Source organism: Micromonospora sp. NPDC020750, assembly GCF_044334565.1.
Lineage (GTDB): Bacteria > Actinomycetota > Actinomycetes > Mycobacteriales > Micromonosporaceae > Micromonospora.
Map to the genome: position 1 here is coordinate 559,009 of NZ_JBIRTH010000002.1, position 15,649 is coordinate 574,657.

General features: G+C 73.4%; 14 protein-coding genes. 5 read left to right on the plus strand and 9 right to left on the minus strand.

Features of this window, described 5'->3' with window-relative positions; all coding sequences use genetic code 11:
• Nucleotides 1-44: 44 nt before the first annotated feature.
• The 6 genes from ACH4T9_RS07865 to ACH4T9_RS07890 all read right to left on the minus strand — a co-directional run bounded on the left by ACH4T9_RS07865 (nucleotide 45) and on the right by ACH4T9_RS07890 (nucleotide 6,550).
• Nucleotides 45-1,226 carry an ROK family protein gene (locus tag ACH4T9_RS07865; RefSeq protein ID WP_396670291.1) on the minus strand — a complete coding sequence of 394 codons (1,182 nt, stop codon included), beginning with the start codon at nucleotides 1,224-1,226 and terminating at the stop codon, nucleotides 45-47.
• Nucleotides 1,227-1,254: 28 nt separating this feature from the next.
• A complete protein-coding gene (locus tag ACH4T9_RS07870; RefSeq protein ID WP_396670290.1) occupies nucleotides 1,255-2,514 on the minus strand; it encodes a sugar ABC transporter permease in 1,260 nt (419 codons plus the stop codon).
• Nucleotides 2,511-3,320 (minus strand): ATP-binding cassette domain-containing protein, encoded by an 810-nt coding sequence (locus tag ACH4T9_RS07875; protein WP_396670289.1) that lies wholly within the window; start codon nucleotides 3,318-3,320, stop codon nucleotides 2,511-2,513. Before ACH4T9_RS07875 ends, ACH4T9_RS07870 begins: the two co-directional genes overlap by 4 nt.
• A gap of 33 nt (nucleotides 3,321-3,353) precedes the next feature.
• A complete protein-coding gene (locus tag ACH4T9_RS07880) occupies nucleotides 3,354-4,442 on the minus strand; it encodes a sugar ABC transporter substrate-binding protein (RefSeq protein WP_396670288.1) in 1,089 nt (362 codons plus the stop codon).
• A 265-nt stretch (nucleotides 4,443-4,707) separates the two neighbouring features.
• Nucleotides 4,708-5,187 carry a Cys-tRNA(Pro) deacylase gene (ybaK, locus tag ACH4T9_RS07885; RefSeq protein ID WP_396670287.1) on the minus strand — a complete coding sequence of 160 codons (480 nt, stop codon included), beginning with the start codon at nucleotides 5,185-5,187 and terminating at the stop codon, nucleotides 4,708-4,710.
• Nucleotides 5,188-5,350: 163 nt separating this feature from the next.
• Nucleotides 5,351-6,550 carry a methyltransferase domain-containing protein gene (locus ACH4T9_RS07890; RefSeq protein WP_396670286.1) on the minus strand — a complete coding sequence of 400 codons (1,200 nt, stop codon included), beginning with the start codon at nucleotides 6,548-6,550 and terminating at the stop codon, nucleotides 5,351-5,353.
• Between the two features lie 558 nt (nucleotides 6,551-7,108).
• Here ACH4T9_RS07890 and groES point away from each other — a divergent pair.
• Together groES and groL are read left to right on the plus strand one after the other, a co-directional pair.
• Nucleotides 7,109-7,423: a co-chaperone GroES gene (gene groES / locus ACH4T9_RS07895; RefSeq protein ID WP_350881844.1), complete on the plus strand. Its 315-nt coding sequence runs from the start codon at nucleotides 7,109-7,111 to the stop codon at nucleotides 7,421-7,423.
• A gap of 70 nt (nucleotides 7,424-7,493) precedes the next feature.
• Nucleotides 7,494-9,137: a chaperonin GroEL gene (gene groL, locus ACH4T9_RS07900; RefSeq protein WP_396670285.1), complete on the plus strand. Its 1,644-nt coding sequence runs from the start codon at nucleotides 7,494-7,496 to the stop codon at nucleotides 9,135-9,137.
• A 102-nt stretch (nucleotides 9,138-9,239) separates the two neighbouring features.
• On the opposite strand, the gene ACH4T9_RS07905 is transcribed toward groL, so the two are convergent.
• The gene (locus tag ACH4T9_RS07905) at nucleotides 9,240-10,484 is read right to left on the minus strand and encodes a hypothetical protein (protein WP_396670284.1); all 1,245 of its coding nucleotides are present in this window, start codon (nucleotides 10,482-10,484) and stop codon (nucleotides 9,240-9,242) included.
• A 106-nt stretch (nucleotides 10,485-10,590) separates the two neighbouring features.
• Entirely contained in the window at nucleotides 10,591-10,974 is a 384-nt protein-coding gene (locus ACH4T9_RS07910) for a WhiB family transcriptional regulator (protein WP_396670283.1), read from the minus strand.
• A gap of 253 nt (nucleotides 10,975-11,227) precedes the next feature.
• On the opposite strand from ACH4T9_RS07910, the gene ACH4T9_RS07915 reads away from it, so the two are divergent.
• Entirely contained in the window at nucleotides 11,228-12,046 is an 819-nt protein-coding gene (locus tag ACH4T9_RS07915) for a LuxR C-terminal-related transcriptional regulator (protein ID WP_396670282.1), read from the plus strand.
• A gap of 131 nt (nucleotides 12,047-12,177) precedes the next feature.
• Here the strand turns inward: ACH4T9_RS07915 and ACH4T9_RS07920 are convergent, their stop codons facing one another.
• Nucleotides 12,178-12,588: a DUF5319 domain-containing protein gene (locus ACH4T9_RS07920; protein WP_387015152.1), complete on the minus strand. Its 411-nt coding sequence runs from the start codon at nucleotides 12,586-12,588 to the stop codon at nucleotides 12,178-12,180.
• Nucleotides 12,589-12,822: 234 nt separating this feature from the next.
• On the opposite strand from ACH4T9_RS07920, the gene guaB reads away from it, so the two are divergent.
• Both guaB and ACH4T9_RS07930 read left to right on the plus strand, forming a co-directional pair.
• Entirely contained in the window at nucleotides 12,823-14,385 is a 1,563-nt protein-coding gene (gene guaB / locus ACH4T9_RS07925) for an IMP dehydrogenase (protein ID WP_396670281.1), read from the plus strand.
• 30 nt (nucleotides 14,386-14,415) lie between these two features.
• A complete protein-coding gene (locus ACH4T9_RS07930) occupies nucleotides 14,416-15,534 on the plus strand; it encodes a GuaB3 family IMP dehydrogenase-related protein (RefSeq protein ID WP_396670280.1) in 1,119 nt (372 codons plus the stop codon).
• Nucleotides 15,535-15,649: the final 115 nt, after the last annotated feature.

Below are 15,649 nucleotides of genomic sequence, written 5' to 3' on the forward strand. Positions count from 1 at the left end.
GCAGCCGCGCCGCCAGGGGCGGGCCGCACCGGGCGGAAAGCCGGTCAGCCGGCGTCGAGTGGGTCGGCGAGCAGCCGCTCGAAGGCCAGCTCGGCCGCGCCGACCAGGGCCGCGTCGGCGCCCAGCTTCGGGGTGCGCAGCCGGACGTGTTCCAGGCAGGCCGACAACCCGATCGAGTTGAGCCGGCTGCGCACCTGGGCCGCCGAGGCCAGGTACAGGTCACGCATGGTGCCGCCGAAGATGACCATCTCCGGGTTGAAGATGTTGACCAGATTGGCCACGCCGAAGCCGAGCCAGTCGCCGGCCTGGCGGACCGCCGTCTGGGCCCGGGCGTCGCCCCGACCTGCGGCGTCGAAGACGGCCAGCAGCGCGTCGCGGCCCCGGGCGTCGTGCCGGCCGGCGGCCCGCAGCAGGGCGTGCTCGCCGATCTCGGTCTCCCAACAGCCCCGGGAGCCGCACTCGCAGGGGGCCCCCTCCCGGACCACCACCATGTGGCCGACCTCGCCGCCGTACCCGCCGTGCCCGGTGAGCCGCCGGCCGCCGGCGATGATGCCGGCGCCGACGCCGACGTCCCCGTACAGATAGATGATGTTGTCGCAGCCGGCGGCGACGCCCCGGGCGTGCTCCGCGAAGGCCGCCACGTCGGCCACGTTGCCGACCGTGATCGGCACGTCGATGCCCAGCTCGGCGGCCAGCGCCGCGCCGATCGGCTCGTCCACCCAGCCGGTGGGCGGGCTCAGCCGGACCAGGCCGTCGTCGCGGCGGACCATGCCGCAGACCGCCACCCCGACCCCGACGCAGACCGCGCCGGCCGGCACCGCCGGGAGCATCTCCTTGACCGCCCCGGCCAGCAGCGGCGCGGCCTCCCCGGCCAGCAGGTTGCGGGGCCGGTCCAGCTCCCGGCGGTCGAGCACCGCGCCGCCCAGGCCGACCCGCGCGGCCCGCAGCCGGTCCACCTCCACGCTGTACGCGTACGCGTACACCCGCTCCGACTCGGGCCGGACGACCAGCGACGGCCGGCCGGCCCGGCCGGTCTCCCGCGGCGTCCCTTCGCTGACCAGGCCGGCGCCGGTCAGGTCGGCGGTCAGCGCGCCGATGGTGCTGCGGTTGAGCCCGAGCACGGTGGTCAGCTCGGCGCGGGTCGTCGCGCCGTGGACGTGCACGTAGCGCAGCAGGGCACCGAGGTTCTGCCGACGGATCTCGTCCTGGCTGGGTCCTGCGCGCATCGCCACCGGCACTCCGTGTCGCACGTCGTCAGCGGGCGCCGGTGGTGGCGGACCGCCGGCGGGACAGCGCGTCCACCCCGGCGGCCAGCATCAGCACCAGCCCGGTGAAGAGGTACTTGAGGCCGGAGCTCAGGTCGAGCAGGCCCATCCCGTTGATGATCACCGCTACCACCGCCCCACCCAGCACCGCGTTGATCATGCGACCCTTGCCGCCGAAGAGGCTGGTGCCGCCGATCACGGCCGCTCCGACCGCGTAGAGCAGCACGTTACTGCCCCCGGTGTTCGGGTCCACCGACCTGTCCCGGCTGGCCGCGATGATGCCGCCGACCGCCGCCATCGCGGAGCAGACGACGAACGCGGAGATCCGGATCCGGTCCACGTTGATGCCGGCGCGGCGGGCGGCCTCCCGGTTGCCGCCCACGGCCAGCAGGTGCCGGCCGTACGCGGTGCGGTCGAGCACGAAGGTCCAGAAGACCAGCAGGACGGCGATGAGCGGCACCACGATCGGCATGCCCTTGTTGGAGCTGATCAGCGGGTTGATGCTGCGTTCCTGGTTGAACACGTACACGGCGGGACCGAGGAGCAGCGCCAGCGCCGCGACCCGGCCGGCGACCACGGCGACCGGCTCGGTGACCAGCCCCCGGGCCGTCCGCTCGCGGTGCCGCAGGAGTTGCGTGACGGCGTATCCGGCGACCGCGACCCCCGCCAGCAGCCAGCCGATCGGGGGCGGCACCCACCGGTTCTCGATCGAGATGATCACCTCGTCGTTGATCGCGATGTTGGTGCCCTCCCGCATCAGCAGCAGCACCACGCCCTGGAAGGCCAGGAAGCCGGCCAGGGTCACCACGAAGGACGGGATGCCCACCTTCGCCACCAGGAAGCCGAGCGTCAGGCCGATGAGGACGCCGGTGGCGACGGCGGCGAGCACCGCGACGTACCAGGGGTGGCCCAGGTCGCTGACCACCTTGGCCAGGACGGTGGCGCAGACCCCGCTGGCGACGCCGGCCGAGAGGTCGATCTCGCCGAGCAGCAGGACGAAGACCAGACCCATCGCGATCACGGTGACCGCGGCCCCCTGGGTGAACAGGTTGGCGAAGTTGGCGGCCGAGAAGAAGACCGGCCGGACGATCGCGAACGCCAGGCAGAGCACGACGAGGGCCGTCACGGCCGGCAGCAGGCGCAGGTCGCCGTCGCGCAGCCGGGCGAGGTAGTCCCGGACGTGGCTGCCGACGGAGGGCTCCGGGGCGACGTCCGAGGACCCTTCCCGCTTGACGACGGTGGCGGTCATCGGACGGCTCCCCAGGTGGTGGCGTCGGATCCCGTGCCGAGGGCGCTCGGTTCGGCGTGGCCGAGGGCGCCGGAGCGGCCGGAGGTGATCAGCTCGACCACCTGGGCGTGGGTGATGTCGGCGGTCCGCACCTGGGCGACCAGTTGGCCGAGGTAGAGCGCGGCGATCCGGTCGGAGATGGCGAAGACGTCGTTCATGTTGTGCGAGATGAGCACCACGGCCAGGCCGTTGTCGGCCAGCTGGCGGACCAGCTCCAGCACCTGGGCGGTCTGCGCGACGCCCAGCGCGGCGGTCGGCTCGTCGAGGATGACCAGCCGGCTGTTCCAGAGCACCGCCTTGGCGATGGCGACGGTCTGCCGCTGCCCGCCGGAGAGGCTGGCGACGTGCTGGCGCAGGAACCGCACCGTCCGGATGCCCAGGCTGACCAGGGTCTCGGCGGCCATCTGCTCCATGGCCGACTCGTCCAGGACCAGGCCGTTGCTCCGCTCCCGGCCGAGGAACATGTTCTGCACGATGTCGAGGTTGTCGCAGAGGGCGAGATCCTGGTAAACGACGTCGATGCCCAGGGCTGCGGCGTCCCGGGGGCTGTTGACGCTCACCGGGCGGCCCTCGAAGAGGAACTCGCCGGAGTCGGTGGGGTGGATGCCGCTGATGCACTTCACCAGGGTCGACTTGCCAGCGCCGTTGTCACCGACCAGCGCGGTCACCTCGCCCTCGTGGACGGACAGGGTGACGTCGCGCAGGACCTGGACGGGGCCGAAGCTCTTGTCGATCCCGCGCAGTTCCAGCAGGGGGGTTGCGGACACAGGGTCTCCTCCGTACGACGGTCGGCGGGCGGGTCAGCTGATCCCGGCGGCGGCGCACCGCTCGGCGTACGGGCCGGCGCAGAGCTTGTCCCGGGCGACGTAGCCGTCGGCCACGACGTCCCTGACGTTCTCCTGGTAGATCGCCTTCGGCTCCAGCAGCACGGCTGGTACGTCCCGGCCGCTCTCCGGGTCCCGGACCGTCTGGCCGGTGTCCCGGCGGACGCCGTTGGCCAGCGAGACGGCCAGCGCGGCGGCGGCGTCCGCCTCCTTCCGGATCGCCTTGTACACGGTCATGCACTGGTCGCCGGCGAGGATGTTGCGCAGGCCCTGCACGTCGGCGTCCTGCCCGGTCACCGGGACCTTGCCGTTGAGCTTGTTCTTCTTCAGCACCGAGACGGCGGCGTTGCCGAGGCCGTCGTTGGCGGCGAGCACCCCGTCGATCCGGCCCTCGGTCCGGGTGAGCATCTGCTCGAAGAGCACCCCGGCCTGCGCGTTGTCCCAGTCCGGCACGGGCTGGTCAGGGCCCCTGACGTACGTCCCGGAGGCGAACTTCGGGCCGAGCACCGAGTCGTAGCCGGCCTTCAGCTCGGTGGCGTTGTTGTCGGTCGGCGAGCCGTTGAGGAACGCCACCACCGGGTTCTCGACGCCCTGGTCGGCCAGGCACCGGCTCAGGCCCTCGCCCTGGAGCCTGCCGACGGCCTCGTTGTCGAAGCTGACGTAGTACTCGGCCGAGCCGCCCAGGGTGAGCCGGTCGTAGTCGATGGTGGCGACGCCCTGCGACCTCGCCCGGTCCAGCACGGCCCTGCCGGTGCCGGAGTCCAGGTTGACGATCATCAGCGCGGTGACGCCGGCGGTGAGCATGCCGTCGGCGATGGTGGAGAAGCTGGACTTGTCGCCCTGCGCGTTCTGGATGATGTAGTCGACCCCGGCGGCCCGGAACGCTTCCTCCAGGTACCTGCGGTCCGCGCCCTCCCATCGGGCGCTGGTCCTGCTGTCCGGCAGGATCACCCCGATCTTCGGCTTTCTGTCGCTGCCGACCGCCGCGCTGCTGGGGCCGCAGGCGGCCGTGCCGCCGGTGGCCAGCACGCCCACGACGGCGAGGGTGAGGAAGCCCTTGCGCATGTGCGGTCCTTTCGGGGGTGGAAGGCGGGACAGCAGTTTGTTGTGTCCGGCAACGTATTTCGTGCCGCAGGTCCGACACAAGGCCGTCGAGTTCTGAAGTCTCGTCGGCCGCAGTAACAATTCGGCAACGCCCACGACACCTGCCGCCGCCCGCCGGGAGCAGGCATCCCGGCCCTGTACTGCCCGGACGCGACCCGGACCGCCGGTCCGGCCGGGCCGCTTGCGGTGCGCGGGGGGAGCGGCGGCCAGCGGGTGGGCGGTGGGGTCAGTGGGCCGCGATCGGGGCCGTGGCGGCGTCGGTGAGGGCGATCAGGTCGGCCGGGGCAAGCTCAACCTGGAGGCCGCGCCGGCCGGCCGAGACGTAGACGGTGTCGTGGGTCAGGGCGGCGGCGTCCAGCACCGTGGGCAGGCGCTTGCGCTGGCCGATCGGGCTGATCCCGCCGCGTACGTAGCCGGTGGCCCGCTCGGCGACCGTCCGGTCCGCCATCGTCGCCCGCTTGCCGCCGAGCGCGGCGGCCAGCGCCTTGAGGTCCAACTCACCGGTCACCGGCACCACCGCCACGGTGAGCACGCCGTCGACCTCGGTGACCAGCGACTTGAACACCCGCTCCGGGGGTACGCCCAGGGCCGCCGCGACCAGCGCGCCGTAGTCCGGCGCGTCCGGCGAGACGTCGTACGGGTGGGTGCTGTGCCGGATCTTCCGCCTGTTCAGCAGCGCCGTCGCCGGAGTGCCCTGTCCCGCCATGTCCGACAAGCTAACCCGGCGTCGCCCGGCGGGCCACCGGAAACGGCGGATCGACGCTGCGGCAGGACCGGTCCGCACCGGGGGCCGCCCACCGACCGGTGCGGCGGTGGCCCAGCCCTCCGGCTGGCACGCCAGCACGGTGGGCGCGGCAGGCGACCCGGGGTCAGCCCACCGGCTGGCACAGCAGCACGGTGGGCGCGTCGGCGACCCGGGTCAGCACCAGGCTCGCCGCCTCCGGGCCGGCCAGCCGCAGGTCCCGCCGCAGCTTCTCCGGCTCCAGCGCCGAGCCGCGCTTGAGGATCTCGACCCGGCCCACCCGGCGCTCGCGCAGCAGGGCGCGCAGCCGCTTCAGCGAGAACGGCAGCACGTCGGTGATCTCCAGGCAGCGGGCGAACGGCGTCGCGCCCGGCGCGTCGGCGTACAGGTAGGCGATGCTCGGGTCGGCGAGCGTGGCGTCGATGGCGTCGGCCAGCTCCGCGACCAGGTGGGCGCGGACCACCGCCGGGTCGGGGTCGTGGACGTACCGGCGGACCGGGCCGACCGTGGCCTCGACCGCGCCGGAGCCGGTGAGCTGGTGACGGGCCATCCCGGCGGGCGGCTTCTCCGTCAGCAGGGTGGCGCGGCGGGGGACCTCGGCGAGCCGGCCGCACCACAGGGCGGCCTCGACCAGGTCGCCGGCCACGCTCACCCACTCGGCCTCGGCTCCGGCCGGGATCAGCGCGTGGTCGAGGCCGGGGGCCACCTTGACCACGGTGTGCGGCACCCGCTCGGCCAGGCCGGTGACGAAGTCCCACGGCGGCGAGTAGGCGTTCGGGTCGAAGATCCGCCGCCCGGTGCCGGCCCTGCGCCGTGCCGGGTCGCAGAAGACCGCGTCGACCCGGTCCACGTCGAACGCCGTGGCGTCGCCGCACTCCACGGTGAACGCGCCGGCCAGCCCGGCGGCCTCGGCGTTCGCGGCGGCCATCTCGGCGGTCACCGGGTCGGCCTCCACCCCGTACACCCGGATGCCGGCGCGGGCGGCGGCGAGCGCGTCGGACCCGAGGCCGCAGCCCAGGTCGGCGAGAGTGCGCACCCCGGCTGCGCGCAGCCGGTCGGCCCGCCGGTCGGCGACCACCCGGCGGGTGGCCTGCTCCAGCCCGGGGCGGGTGAGGAACATGCCGGCGGCCTCCGGCCCGAATTTGCCGACCGCCCGGCGGCGCAGCTCCGCCTGGGTCAGCGCCGCCGCCGCGAGCCCGGCCGGGATTCCGGCCGAGCGGAGCGCGCCCGCCGCGGCCAGCGGGTCGCCGCCGGCCCGCTCGGTCGCCGCGTCGAGCGCGGCCGACCCCTCGGGGGTACGCAGGGCGGCGAACTGGTCGAGATCCACCCGACCATTGTCCCGGCCCCGGCCGGGCTGTGCGGTTGCGGGCCGGCAAGGGTCCGCCCGGCGGCCGGACGGTGGTGTCAGCGGGCGGGAGCGGCGGCGACGAAGGCCCGCCAGTTTCGCCGGGGTGCAGGTGAGCACCGGCCCGGCCGGGCCCTCGCTGTCCTGGACGGCGACCACCCCGGCCCGGTTGTCGGCGGCCTCCGGGGCCGGTTGTCCGGGACCCTCGGTCTCCCCTTTCGGTGGCCTCCGATGGAGGCCACCGACGGTAGGGAGCCGAACACGGTGTGGCGAGGTGTCGTCGGCGTGTCGCGGTTACGAGTGGCGGAACTGTGGCGACACGACGGGTGGCGCGCTGGCACTCTCCTTGACGGAGTGCTAGCCACGGCCTAACCTGCGATTAGCACTCTCCCATCGAGGGTGCCAGCTTCCGGGCCCGTGCCCGGGCGCTGAACGCCAGGCGGACCGGCACCCGCGACGACGGCCCCGCCCGGTGGCATGTGGCAGATTGACGCTGGTCGGCCCCGTCGGCCAGCAACGAAACCAATACCCCAGGAGGGTATGCCCGTGACTACCGCGACCAAGGTTGCGATCAAGCCGCTCGAGGACCGGATCCTGGTCCAGGCGAACGAGGCTGAGACCACCACGGCGTCGGGCATCGTGATCCCCGACACCGCCAAGGAGAAGCCGCAGGAGGGCACTGTCCTCGCTGTCGGCCCGGGCCGGATCGACGACAAGGGCAACCGGATCCCGGTTGACGTCGCCGTCGGCGACACCGTCATCTACTCGAAGTACGGCGGCACCGAGATCAAGTACGCCGGCGAGGAGTACCTGGTGCTCTCCGCCCGCGACGTTCTCGCGGTCATCGAGAAGTAGGCAACCGATCAGTGTCACTGCCCCGGTCCGGTTCGCCGGGCCGGGGCAGTGACGCCTCGAAGGGACATTAATGGCGAAGATCCTTAGCTTCTCGGATGACGCCCGACACCTGTTGGAACACGGTGTCAACGCCCTCGCGGACGTGGTCAAGGTCACTCTCGGCCCGCGCGGGCGCAACGTCGTCCTGGACAAGAAGTTCGGTGTGCCCACGATCACCAACGATGGCGTGACCATCGCCAAGGAGATCGAGCTCACCAACCCGTACGAGAACCTCGGCGCGCAGTTGGTCAAGGAGGTGGCGACCAAGACCAACGACGTCGCCGGCGACGGGACCACCACCGCGACCGTGCTGGCCCAGGCGATGGTCCGCGAGGGCCTGCGCAACGTGACCGCCGGCACCAACCCGGCCGGCCTCAAGCGCGGCATCGACGTGGCCGCCAACAGGGTCTCCGAGGCCCTGCTCGAACGGGCCGTCGAGGTCGCCAGCAAGGAGTCGATCGCGCACGTGGCGACGATCTCCGCGCAGGACGCCACGATCGGCGAGCTGATCGCCGAGGCGATGGAGCGGGTCGGCCGCGACGGTGTCATCACCGTCGAGGAGGGTTCCACCCTCGCCACCGAGCTGGACGTGACCGAGGGTCTCCAGTTCGACAAGGGCTTCATCTCGCCGAACTTCGTCACCGACGTGGAGGGGCAGGAGGCGGTCCTCGAGGACCCGTACATCCTGATCACCACGCAGAAGATCTCGGCGATCGAGGAGCTGCTGCCGCTGCTGGAGAAGGTCCTCCAGAACAGCAAGCCGCTGCTGATCATCGCCGAGGACGTCGAGGGCCAGGCCCTGTCCACCCTGGTGGTCAACTCGATCCGCAAGACCCTCAAGGTCTGCGCGGTGAAGGCCCCCGGCTTCGGCGACCGCCGCAAGGCGATGCTCCAGGACATGGCGATCCTCACCGGCGCCGAGCTGGTCGCCCCGGAGCTGGGCTACAAGCTGGACCAGGTCGGCCTGGAGGTGCTCGGCACCGCCCGGCGCGTCGTGGTCGACAAGGAGAACACCACCGTCGTCGACGGTGGCGGGCAGTCCAGCGAGGTCGCCGACCGGGTCGCCCAGATCCGCAAGGAGATCGAGGCCTCGGACTCCGAGTGGGACCGGGAGAAGCTGGCGGAGCGGCTGGCGAAGCTCTCCGGCGGCATCGCGGTCATCAAGGTGGGCGCGGCGACCGAGGTCGAGATGAAGGAGCGCAAGCACCGCATCGAGGACGCCATCGCCGCGACCAAGGCCGCCGTCGAGGAGGGCACGGTGCCCGGTGGTGGCGCCGCCCTGACGCAGATCCGCTCGGTGCTCGACGACGACCTCGGCCTGACCGGCGACGAGAAGGTCGGCGTCTCGATCGTGCGCAAGGCGCTGGTCGAGCCGCTGCGCTGGATCGCGCAGAACGCCGGCCACGACGGCTACGTCGTGGTGCAGAAGGTCGCCGACCAGGAGTGGGGCACCGGCCTCAACGCCGCCACCGGCGAGTACGTCGACATGGTGAAGGCCGGCATCATCGACCCGGTGAAGGTGACCCGCAGCGCGGTCTCCAACGCCGCTTCGATCGCCGGCCTGCTGCTCACCACCGAGAGCCTGGTGGTGGAGAAGCCGGAGAAGGCCGAGCCGGCCGCCGGGGGCCACGGCCACTCGCACGGCCACGGCCACCAGCACGGCCCGGGTTTCTGACCGACGCCGTACGACACCGCGCAGGGCACGCCTTCACCCCGACGGCGTGCCCTGCCGCCCTTCCTGCCCCCTGACCGTGGCGGGCGCGCGCCGGGAGGCCCGTCACCCGATGGTGGGCGTGTCGAAGGGCGGCGGCGGGCCGAGGTAAGCGACCTCCGGCGCCAGCAGCACCGCCCACGCGGGCCGGAACGCCGGTGCCCGGCGGTCCAGCTCCGGCTGGAGGTGGCTGCGCCAGGGCCCGTGCCTGTCGTCGGTCAGCCAACCGGGCCACGAGTCGTAGCGCCGTTCGAGGGTGAAGCCGCCGGCGGTCGTCTCCAGCCGTAGGAAGATCCACTGCCCGTGCGCCGGGTCGGCCTCGGCCACCCGGAGCCGGCGGACCAGGTCGCCAGCCTGGCGGAAGGCCGCCCACCCGTCCTCGCCCGGGCGGTTGGCCGGGGGAGCCTCGCCCGGGTGCTGGCTGAGCGCGGTGTCGGTGACCTGCATGAACAGCGAGCAGCGGCCGTCGCCGGCCGGGGCCCGGCCGCGTGCCCAGTCGACGAGCTCGGTCAGCTCGGGGGTGGGTGCCGGGGCCGGGCGGGGCGCCTCCGTGGCCCGCCGCATCGCCGTCCAGACCAGCCGGTCGTGCTGGTCGTCGCTGAACACCCGGACCCGCCGGGGCGGGGGTCCGGCCCCCGCCACCACCGCGGGTGGTCGCCCGCCCGGGGTCAGCCCGGCCCGGGCCGCCATCGCCAGGCCGGCGGGCACGTCGACCGGGCCGGGCCGGAGCCGGCCGAGCAGACCGTCCAGCGCGCCCGCGTCGAGGGCTCGGTCGGCAGCGGCGGCGAGCAGCCGACCGGCGGCCTCCGCCACCTCCGCTTCCTCGGCCCGCTCCGCCGCCTCGTCCGCCGGCTGGTACCCGCCCCACTCGAAGACCACCTCGCCCAGCTCCCGCCGGGCCCGGTCGTCGTCGAGCACCGCCCCGGCGGTGGCCCGCAGCCCGTCGGGCAGCAGCGGCTCCGGGTACGGCACCCGGGACCAGCCGCCGTCGTACCAGTAGGCGTAGCCGAGCTGGTCGGCCTCGGCATGCCGGATCAGCTCCGGCCAGGGCAGCCAGGCGGGGGCCCCGGCGAGCAGGTCGAGCGGCGGGCTGACGCCGACGGTGTCGCTGTACTCGTGGTCGTAGCCGAAGAGCACCGCCCGGCCGCCCTCGACACGCACCAGCCGCGCCCAGTTGCCCCCGTGGTCGTCGTGGTGGGCACCGTCCGCGTCGTACCAGTAGACGTCGTCGTGGCCGAGGGTGGCGAGCGCCGAGGCCAGCGCGCCCCACCGCGCCCAGAGCGTGTCCGGATCCGCGATGTCGATCAGCATCCGAGGATCCTGGCAGAACGGTGGGACATCCGCCTGGCCGGGACGTGACACGACGCCGCGCCCCGGGCGGCCGGGGCGCGGCGTCGGCGTGCGGTGGGCGCGGTCGTCAGGCGACGCTGCGCTGGGTAGACATCGCGGACTTGTGCGGGCGGCCGAGGCGGGACTCCAGGCGGGCCACGTCGACGCGGCTGTGCCGGCGGTCGGCCAGGTCCTCCCAGCCGACCGCGAGCAGCCGCAGCCGCTCCGCCTCGCTGAAGCCGCCCCAGACGCCGTACGGCTCACGGACGGACAGCGCGTGGGCGGCGCACTCGGCGCGTACGGGGCAGGCCCGGCAGACCGCCTTGGCGCCGGACTCGCGGCGCAGGCGGGAGGAGCCGCGCTCCCCGTCCGGGTGGAAGAACTGGGCGCTGTCGCGGCCCCGGCAGGCACCGAGCCGCTGCCAGTCCCAGAGGTCGACGATGGGTCCGGGCAGCCTGCGTACGTTCGACATCAGCACCCCTCCTCCCGCGGCACCGCGGAGACTCTCAGTTGACCGGATGTCCGGGCGGCGGCCGCGCTGGCGCACCGATTTCCGGCTCGGGCTTCCGGTACCCCGGCTCGCGCGGGCTCACACTTCTGTGATCGAAAACCTCGGACATTGCGCGGCTTATGCCCCATCTGTCGGAAAAGTTCGGAGGATTGCTGGGAACACCCACCCGACCACACCCCGCCGTGGTCTGCTTCGGGTCGGAGAGGAGACCACAGTGCGTACTGTTCTCGTGTGCGTTCGGACACCGCTCGCCGCGCAGCAACTGAACTCCGCGGCGGCCCGGCTCGGACTGTCCGCCGCCGTCCGTACCGCCGTCTCTGATCCCGAGGTGATGCTGCGGCTGGCGGAGGGCCCGCCCGACGTGGTGCTCGCCGACACGGCGCTCACCCGGCCGGACAGCGCCGGCTTCGTGCGTCGGGTGCTGGCCCGCGCCCCGCAGGCCGCGGTGCTGCTGCTCGGGGCCGAGGAGTCCGACGCGGCCGCGGCCAGCATCGGCGCCGGGGCCCGGGGGTTGATCCAGGGCACCGACCACGACCTGACCAGCGCGGTGGCCAAGGCCCTGCTGCTGCTCTCCGCGCCGGGCCGGGCGACCCGGCACCGGGTGGCCGACCCGGCCCGGGACGCCGCGGCCGTCGGCGGCCAGAAGCGCCCCACCCCGGCCGGTCGTGCCCCGAACAATCCCGGCCCGGCCTGGCCGGCGTCCCAGGAGGGGCCGGGCGGCGTGCCGTCGATGGTGCCCGTGCAGCGGGGCGACGACGAGCCGGAGCCGACCGGCGGCGAGACCGAGGAGCAGGCGAACCCCCGGCGGGCCGCCCCGGCCCGGGGGAGCCGGGGGGCGGTCGGCCTGACCGAGCGGGAGCTCCAGGTGCTGCTCGGGATGGCCGAGGGCAAGAGCAACGCGGAGATCGGCCGGGAGTTGTTCGTCTCGGAGGACACCGTCAAGACGCACGCCCGCCGGCTGTTCCGCAAGCTCGGCGCCCGCGACCGCGCGCACGCGGTGGCCGCCGGCTTCCGCGCCGGCCTGGTCGCCTGAGCGCGCCGTCGGACCCGCTGCCCGGCCGGGTCCGGTCTCGCAGGTCACGCCCGGTGCGACGCCGTGCTGTCCGGACAAGCGCCGGGAGCCTCTACCCGTACGTCAGCGACGCGCAGGACCCGCGGGGCAGCTCAGTTGCCCGGCTCGGTGTCGTCCTCGGTGCCCTCGGTCAGGGTGTCGTGCACACCGTCGGCGTAGCCGCGCGCGTAGTCCCAGGTGACGTAGTGGTCCGGGTCCGGGTCGTAGGCCGGCTCGTGCACCCGGGGCCGGCCGGAGCTGAGCAGGTGACGCAGGTTGCCCCGGAGCAGGTCCCAGTCGAAGTAGTGCGGCTCCCGGCAGTCCTCGCACTCGATCACCAGCCCGCGCACCCCGACGGGGGCCAGCAGGGCCTGGTAGATCTCCAGGTCGGCGAGGTCCTCGAGCACGTCCTGCCGCTCGACCTCGGTCAGCGGGTCGAGTGCGGCGTCGCCGTCCGGGTCGTGCAGTTCCGCCGCCGGATCGGCCGGGTCGCCGTTGAACGGGTCGATGGGCTCGTCGTGCACCCCCTCACCGTAGCCCCCGCGACCACGTGCCGCCCGCCCCCGTCCGCCTGGTCACCCGGCGTCGGGGCGGACGGGGGCGGCCGTCACGCAGCGTCGACGACCGGGCCGGCTCCGGCGGGGTCGGCCCGGGCCGATGGGTACGATGGCACCGACGCGTCATCACCCGGCGTGCGCCGGATGCCCGCGCGCGCCGCCTCGCTGAAGCCCCGCCCGACCAGCTCAGGAGAGCCTTTCGTGGACAATTCGCCCAGCATCGATCTTCCGGCCGGCGCCGACCGTGGCGAGCTGGGCGGCCACCTGCCGGAGTTGCCCGCCGGCTCGGCCCGCGTGGTCCCGCTCGGCCTCACCTTCGACGACGTGCTGCTCCAGCCCGGCGAGTCGGACGTGGTACCCAGCCGGGTCAACACCCGCACCCGGCTGACCCGCAACGTCGAGCTGGCCATCCCGCTGCTGTCCAGCGCGATGGACACGGTCACCGAGGCGCGGATGGCGATCGCGATGGCCCGCCAGGGCGGCATCGGCGTGCTGCACCGCAACCTCTCCCTGGAGGACCAGGCGCTCCAGGTCGACCTGGTCAAGCGCTCCGAGTCCGGCATGATCACCAACCCCGTGACGGCCAGCCCGCAGGACACCCTGCGCGACGTCGACGCGCTCTGCGGCCGGTACCGGATCTCCGGGGTGCCCGTGGTCGACGGCGACGGCCAGCTCGTCGGCATCGTCACCAACCGGGACATGCGCTTCGTCTCCGAGCCGGCCACCCCGGTCCACGAGATCATGACCCGGACACCGCTGGTCACCGCGCCTGTCGGGGTACGCAAGGACGAAGCGCTGGCACTGCTGCGTCAGCACAAGGTCGAGAAGCTGCCGATCGTCGACGACTCGGGCCGGCTGCGCGGGCTGATCACCGTCAAGGACTTCACCAAGAGCGAGCAGTACCCGAACGCCACCAAGGACGACGCCGGCCGGCTCCGGGTGGCCGCCGCCGTCGGGGTGGGCGAGGACTCGTACAAGCGGGCCCGGGCCCTGGTCGACGCGGGCGTGGACGTGATCATCGTGGACACCGCGCACGGTCACCAGCGGGCGGTGCTGGACATGGTGCGCCAGCTCAAGAAGGACGTCAAGATCGACATCGTCGGCGGAAACGTGGCCACGTACGCCGGGGCGAAGGCCCTGGTCGACGCCGGCGCCGACGGCGTGAAGGTCGGGGTGGGCCCGGGCGCGATCTGCACTACCCGGATCGTCGCCGGGGTGGGCGTCCCGCAGATCACCGCGATCATGGAGGCGGCCCGGGCCGCCCGCCCGGCCGGCGTCCCGGTGATCGGCGACGGCGGCATCCAGTACTCCGGCGACATCGCCAAGGCGCTGGTGGCCGGCGCCGACACGGTGATGCTCGGCAGCCTGCTGGCCGGCTGCGAGGAGAGCCCCGGCGAGTTGATCTTCATCAACGGCAAGCAGTACAAGGCGTACCGGGGGATGGGCTCGCTCGGCGCGATGCAGTCCCGGGGCCAGGCCAAGTCCTACAGCAAGGACCGCTACTTCCAGCAGGACGTGCTCGCCGAGGACAAACTGGTCCCGGAAGGCGTGGAGGGTCAGGTGCCCTACCGGGGCCTGCTCTCCGCCGTCGCCCACCAGCTCACCGGCGGGCTGCGCGCCGCAATGGGGTACGTCGGCGCGGAGAGCATCCCCGAGCTGCACCGGCGCGGCCAGCTCATCCGGATCACCGCGGCCGGGCTCAAGGAGAGCCACCCGCACGACATCCAGATGACCGTCGAGGCACCGAACTACCACTCCCGCTGACCCCATCCCCTCAAGACACCTGGAGCCCCCATGCGTGATGTGGTCGAGATCGGCCAGGGGAAGACCGCGCAGCGCGGTTACCACCTGGACGACATCGCCATCGTGCCGAGCCGCCGCACCCGGGACGTCGACGACGTCTCCACGGCCTGGCAGCTCGACGCGTACCCGTTCGGCATCCCGTGCGTGGGGCACCCCTCCGACGCGACGATGAGCCCGCAGTCGGCCGTGCGGCTCGGCCAGCTCGGCGGGCTCGGCGTGCTCAACGTCGAGGGCCTGTGGACCCGGTACGAGAACCCGACCAAGATCCTGGAGGAGCTGGCCGCGCTGGGCGAGGACGCCCGCGCCACCAAGCGGCTCCAGGAGGTGTACGCCGAGCCGATCCGCCCGGACCTGATCGCCGAGCGGGTCCGCGAGCTGCGGGCCGGCGGCGGCACCGTGGCGGTCCGGGTCTCCCCGCAGCACACCCTGGCGCTGGCCCCGGTGATCCTCGACGCGGGCGTGGACATCCTGGTGATCCAGGGGACCATCGTGTCGGCCGAGCACGTCTCCACCACCGACGAGCCGTTGAACCTCAAGGAGTTCATCGCCGACCTCGACCTCCCGGTCATCGTCGGCGGTTGCACCGACTACAAGACCGCGCTGCACCTCATGCGCACCGGCGCGGCCGGCGTGATCGTCGGCATCGGCGGCGACGACTGGTCGACCACCGAGTCGGTGCTCGGCATCCGGGTGCCGATGGCCACCGCGATCGCCGACGCCGCCGCGGCCCGCCGCGACTACCTGGACGAGACCGGCGGCCGGTACGTGCACCTGATCGCCGACGGCGACATCCAGACCTCCGGCGACATCGCCAAGGCGCTGGGCTGCGGCGCGGACGCGGTGATGCTCGGCGAGCCACTGACGCTGTGCGAGGAGGCCCCGGCCGGCGGCGCGTGGTGGCACTCGGCGGCGAGCCACCCGTCGCTGCCGCGCGGGGCGTTCGAGGTGGCCGGCGAGCCGCTCGGCGAGATGGAGCGACTGCTGTTCGGCCCGGCCGACGAACCGGACGGCCAGCTCAACCTGTTCGGCGGCCTACGCCGGGCGATGGCCAAGTGCGGCTACCGCGACCTCAAGGAATTCCAAAAGGTAGGCCTAGTCCTAGACCGCTGACCCCCCACCCCCGCCCCACCCACCCCAGCCCCACCCGCTCGCACTTTCACGGAAAGAGTGGTCATTCCGCCCGGGATGGCCACTCTTTCCGTGAAAGTGCACGGGGTGGGGGTGC

Bases quoted from the DNA above. Each gene is read 5' to 3' on its own strand.
- ACH4T9_RS07865 (WP_396670291.1), bottom strand. From the start codon at position 1,226: ATGCGCGCAGGACCCAGCCAGGACGAGATCCGTCGGCAGAACCTCGGT.
- ACH4T9_RS07870 (WP_396670290.1), bottom strand. From the start codon at position 2,514: ATGACCGCCACCGTCGTCAAGCGGGAAGGGTCCTCGGACGTCGCCCCG.
- ACH4T9_RS07880 (WP_396670288.1), bottom strand. From the start codon at position 4,442: ATGCGCAAGGGCTTCCTCACCCTCGCCGTCGTGGGCGTGCTGGCCACC.
- ybaK (WP_396670287.1), bottom strand. From the start codon at position 5,187: ATGGCGGGACAGGGCACTCCGGCGACGGCGCTGCTGAACAGGCGGAAG.
- groES (WP_350881844.1), top strand. From the start codon at position 7,109: ATGCCCGTGACTACCGCGACCAAGGTTGCGATCAAGCCGCTCGAGGAC.
- groL (WP_396670285.1), top strand. From the start codon at position 7,494: ATGGCGAAGATCCTTAGCTTCTCGGATGACGCCCGACACCTGTTGGAA.
- ACH4T9_RS07905 (WP_396670284.1), bottom strand. From the start codon at position 10,484: ATGCTGATCGACATCGCGGATCCGGACACGCTCTGGGCGCGGTGGGGC.
- ACH4T9_RS07910 (WP_396670283.1), bottom strand. From the start codon at position 10,974: ATGTCGAACGTACGCAGGCTGCCCGGACCCATCGTCGACCTCTGGGAC.
- ACH4T9_RS07930 (WP_396670280.1), top strand. From the start codon at position 14,416: ATGCGTGATGTGGTCGAGATCGGCCAGGGGAAGACCGCGCAGCGCGGT.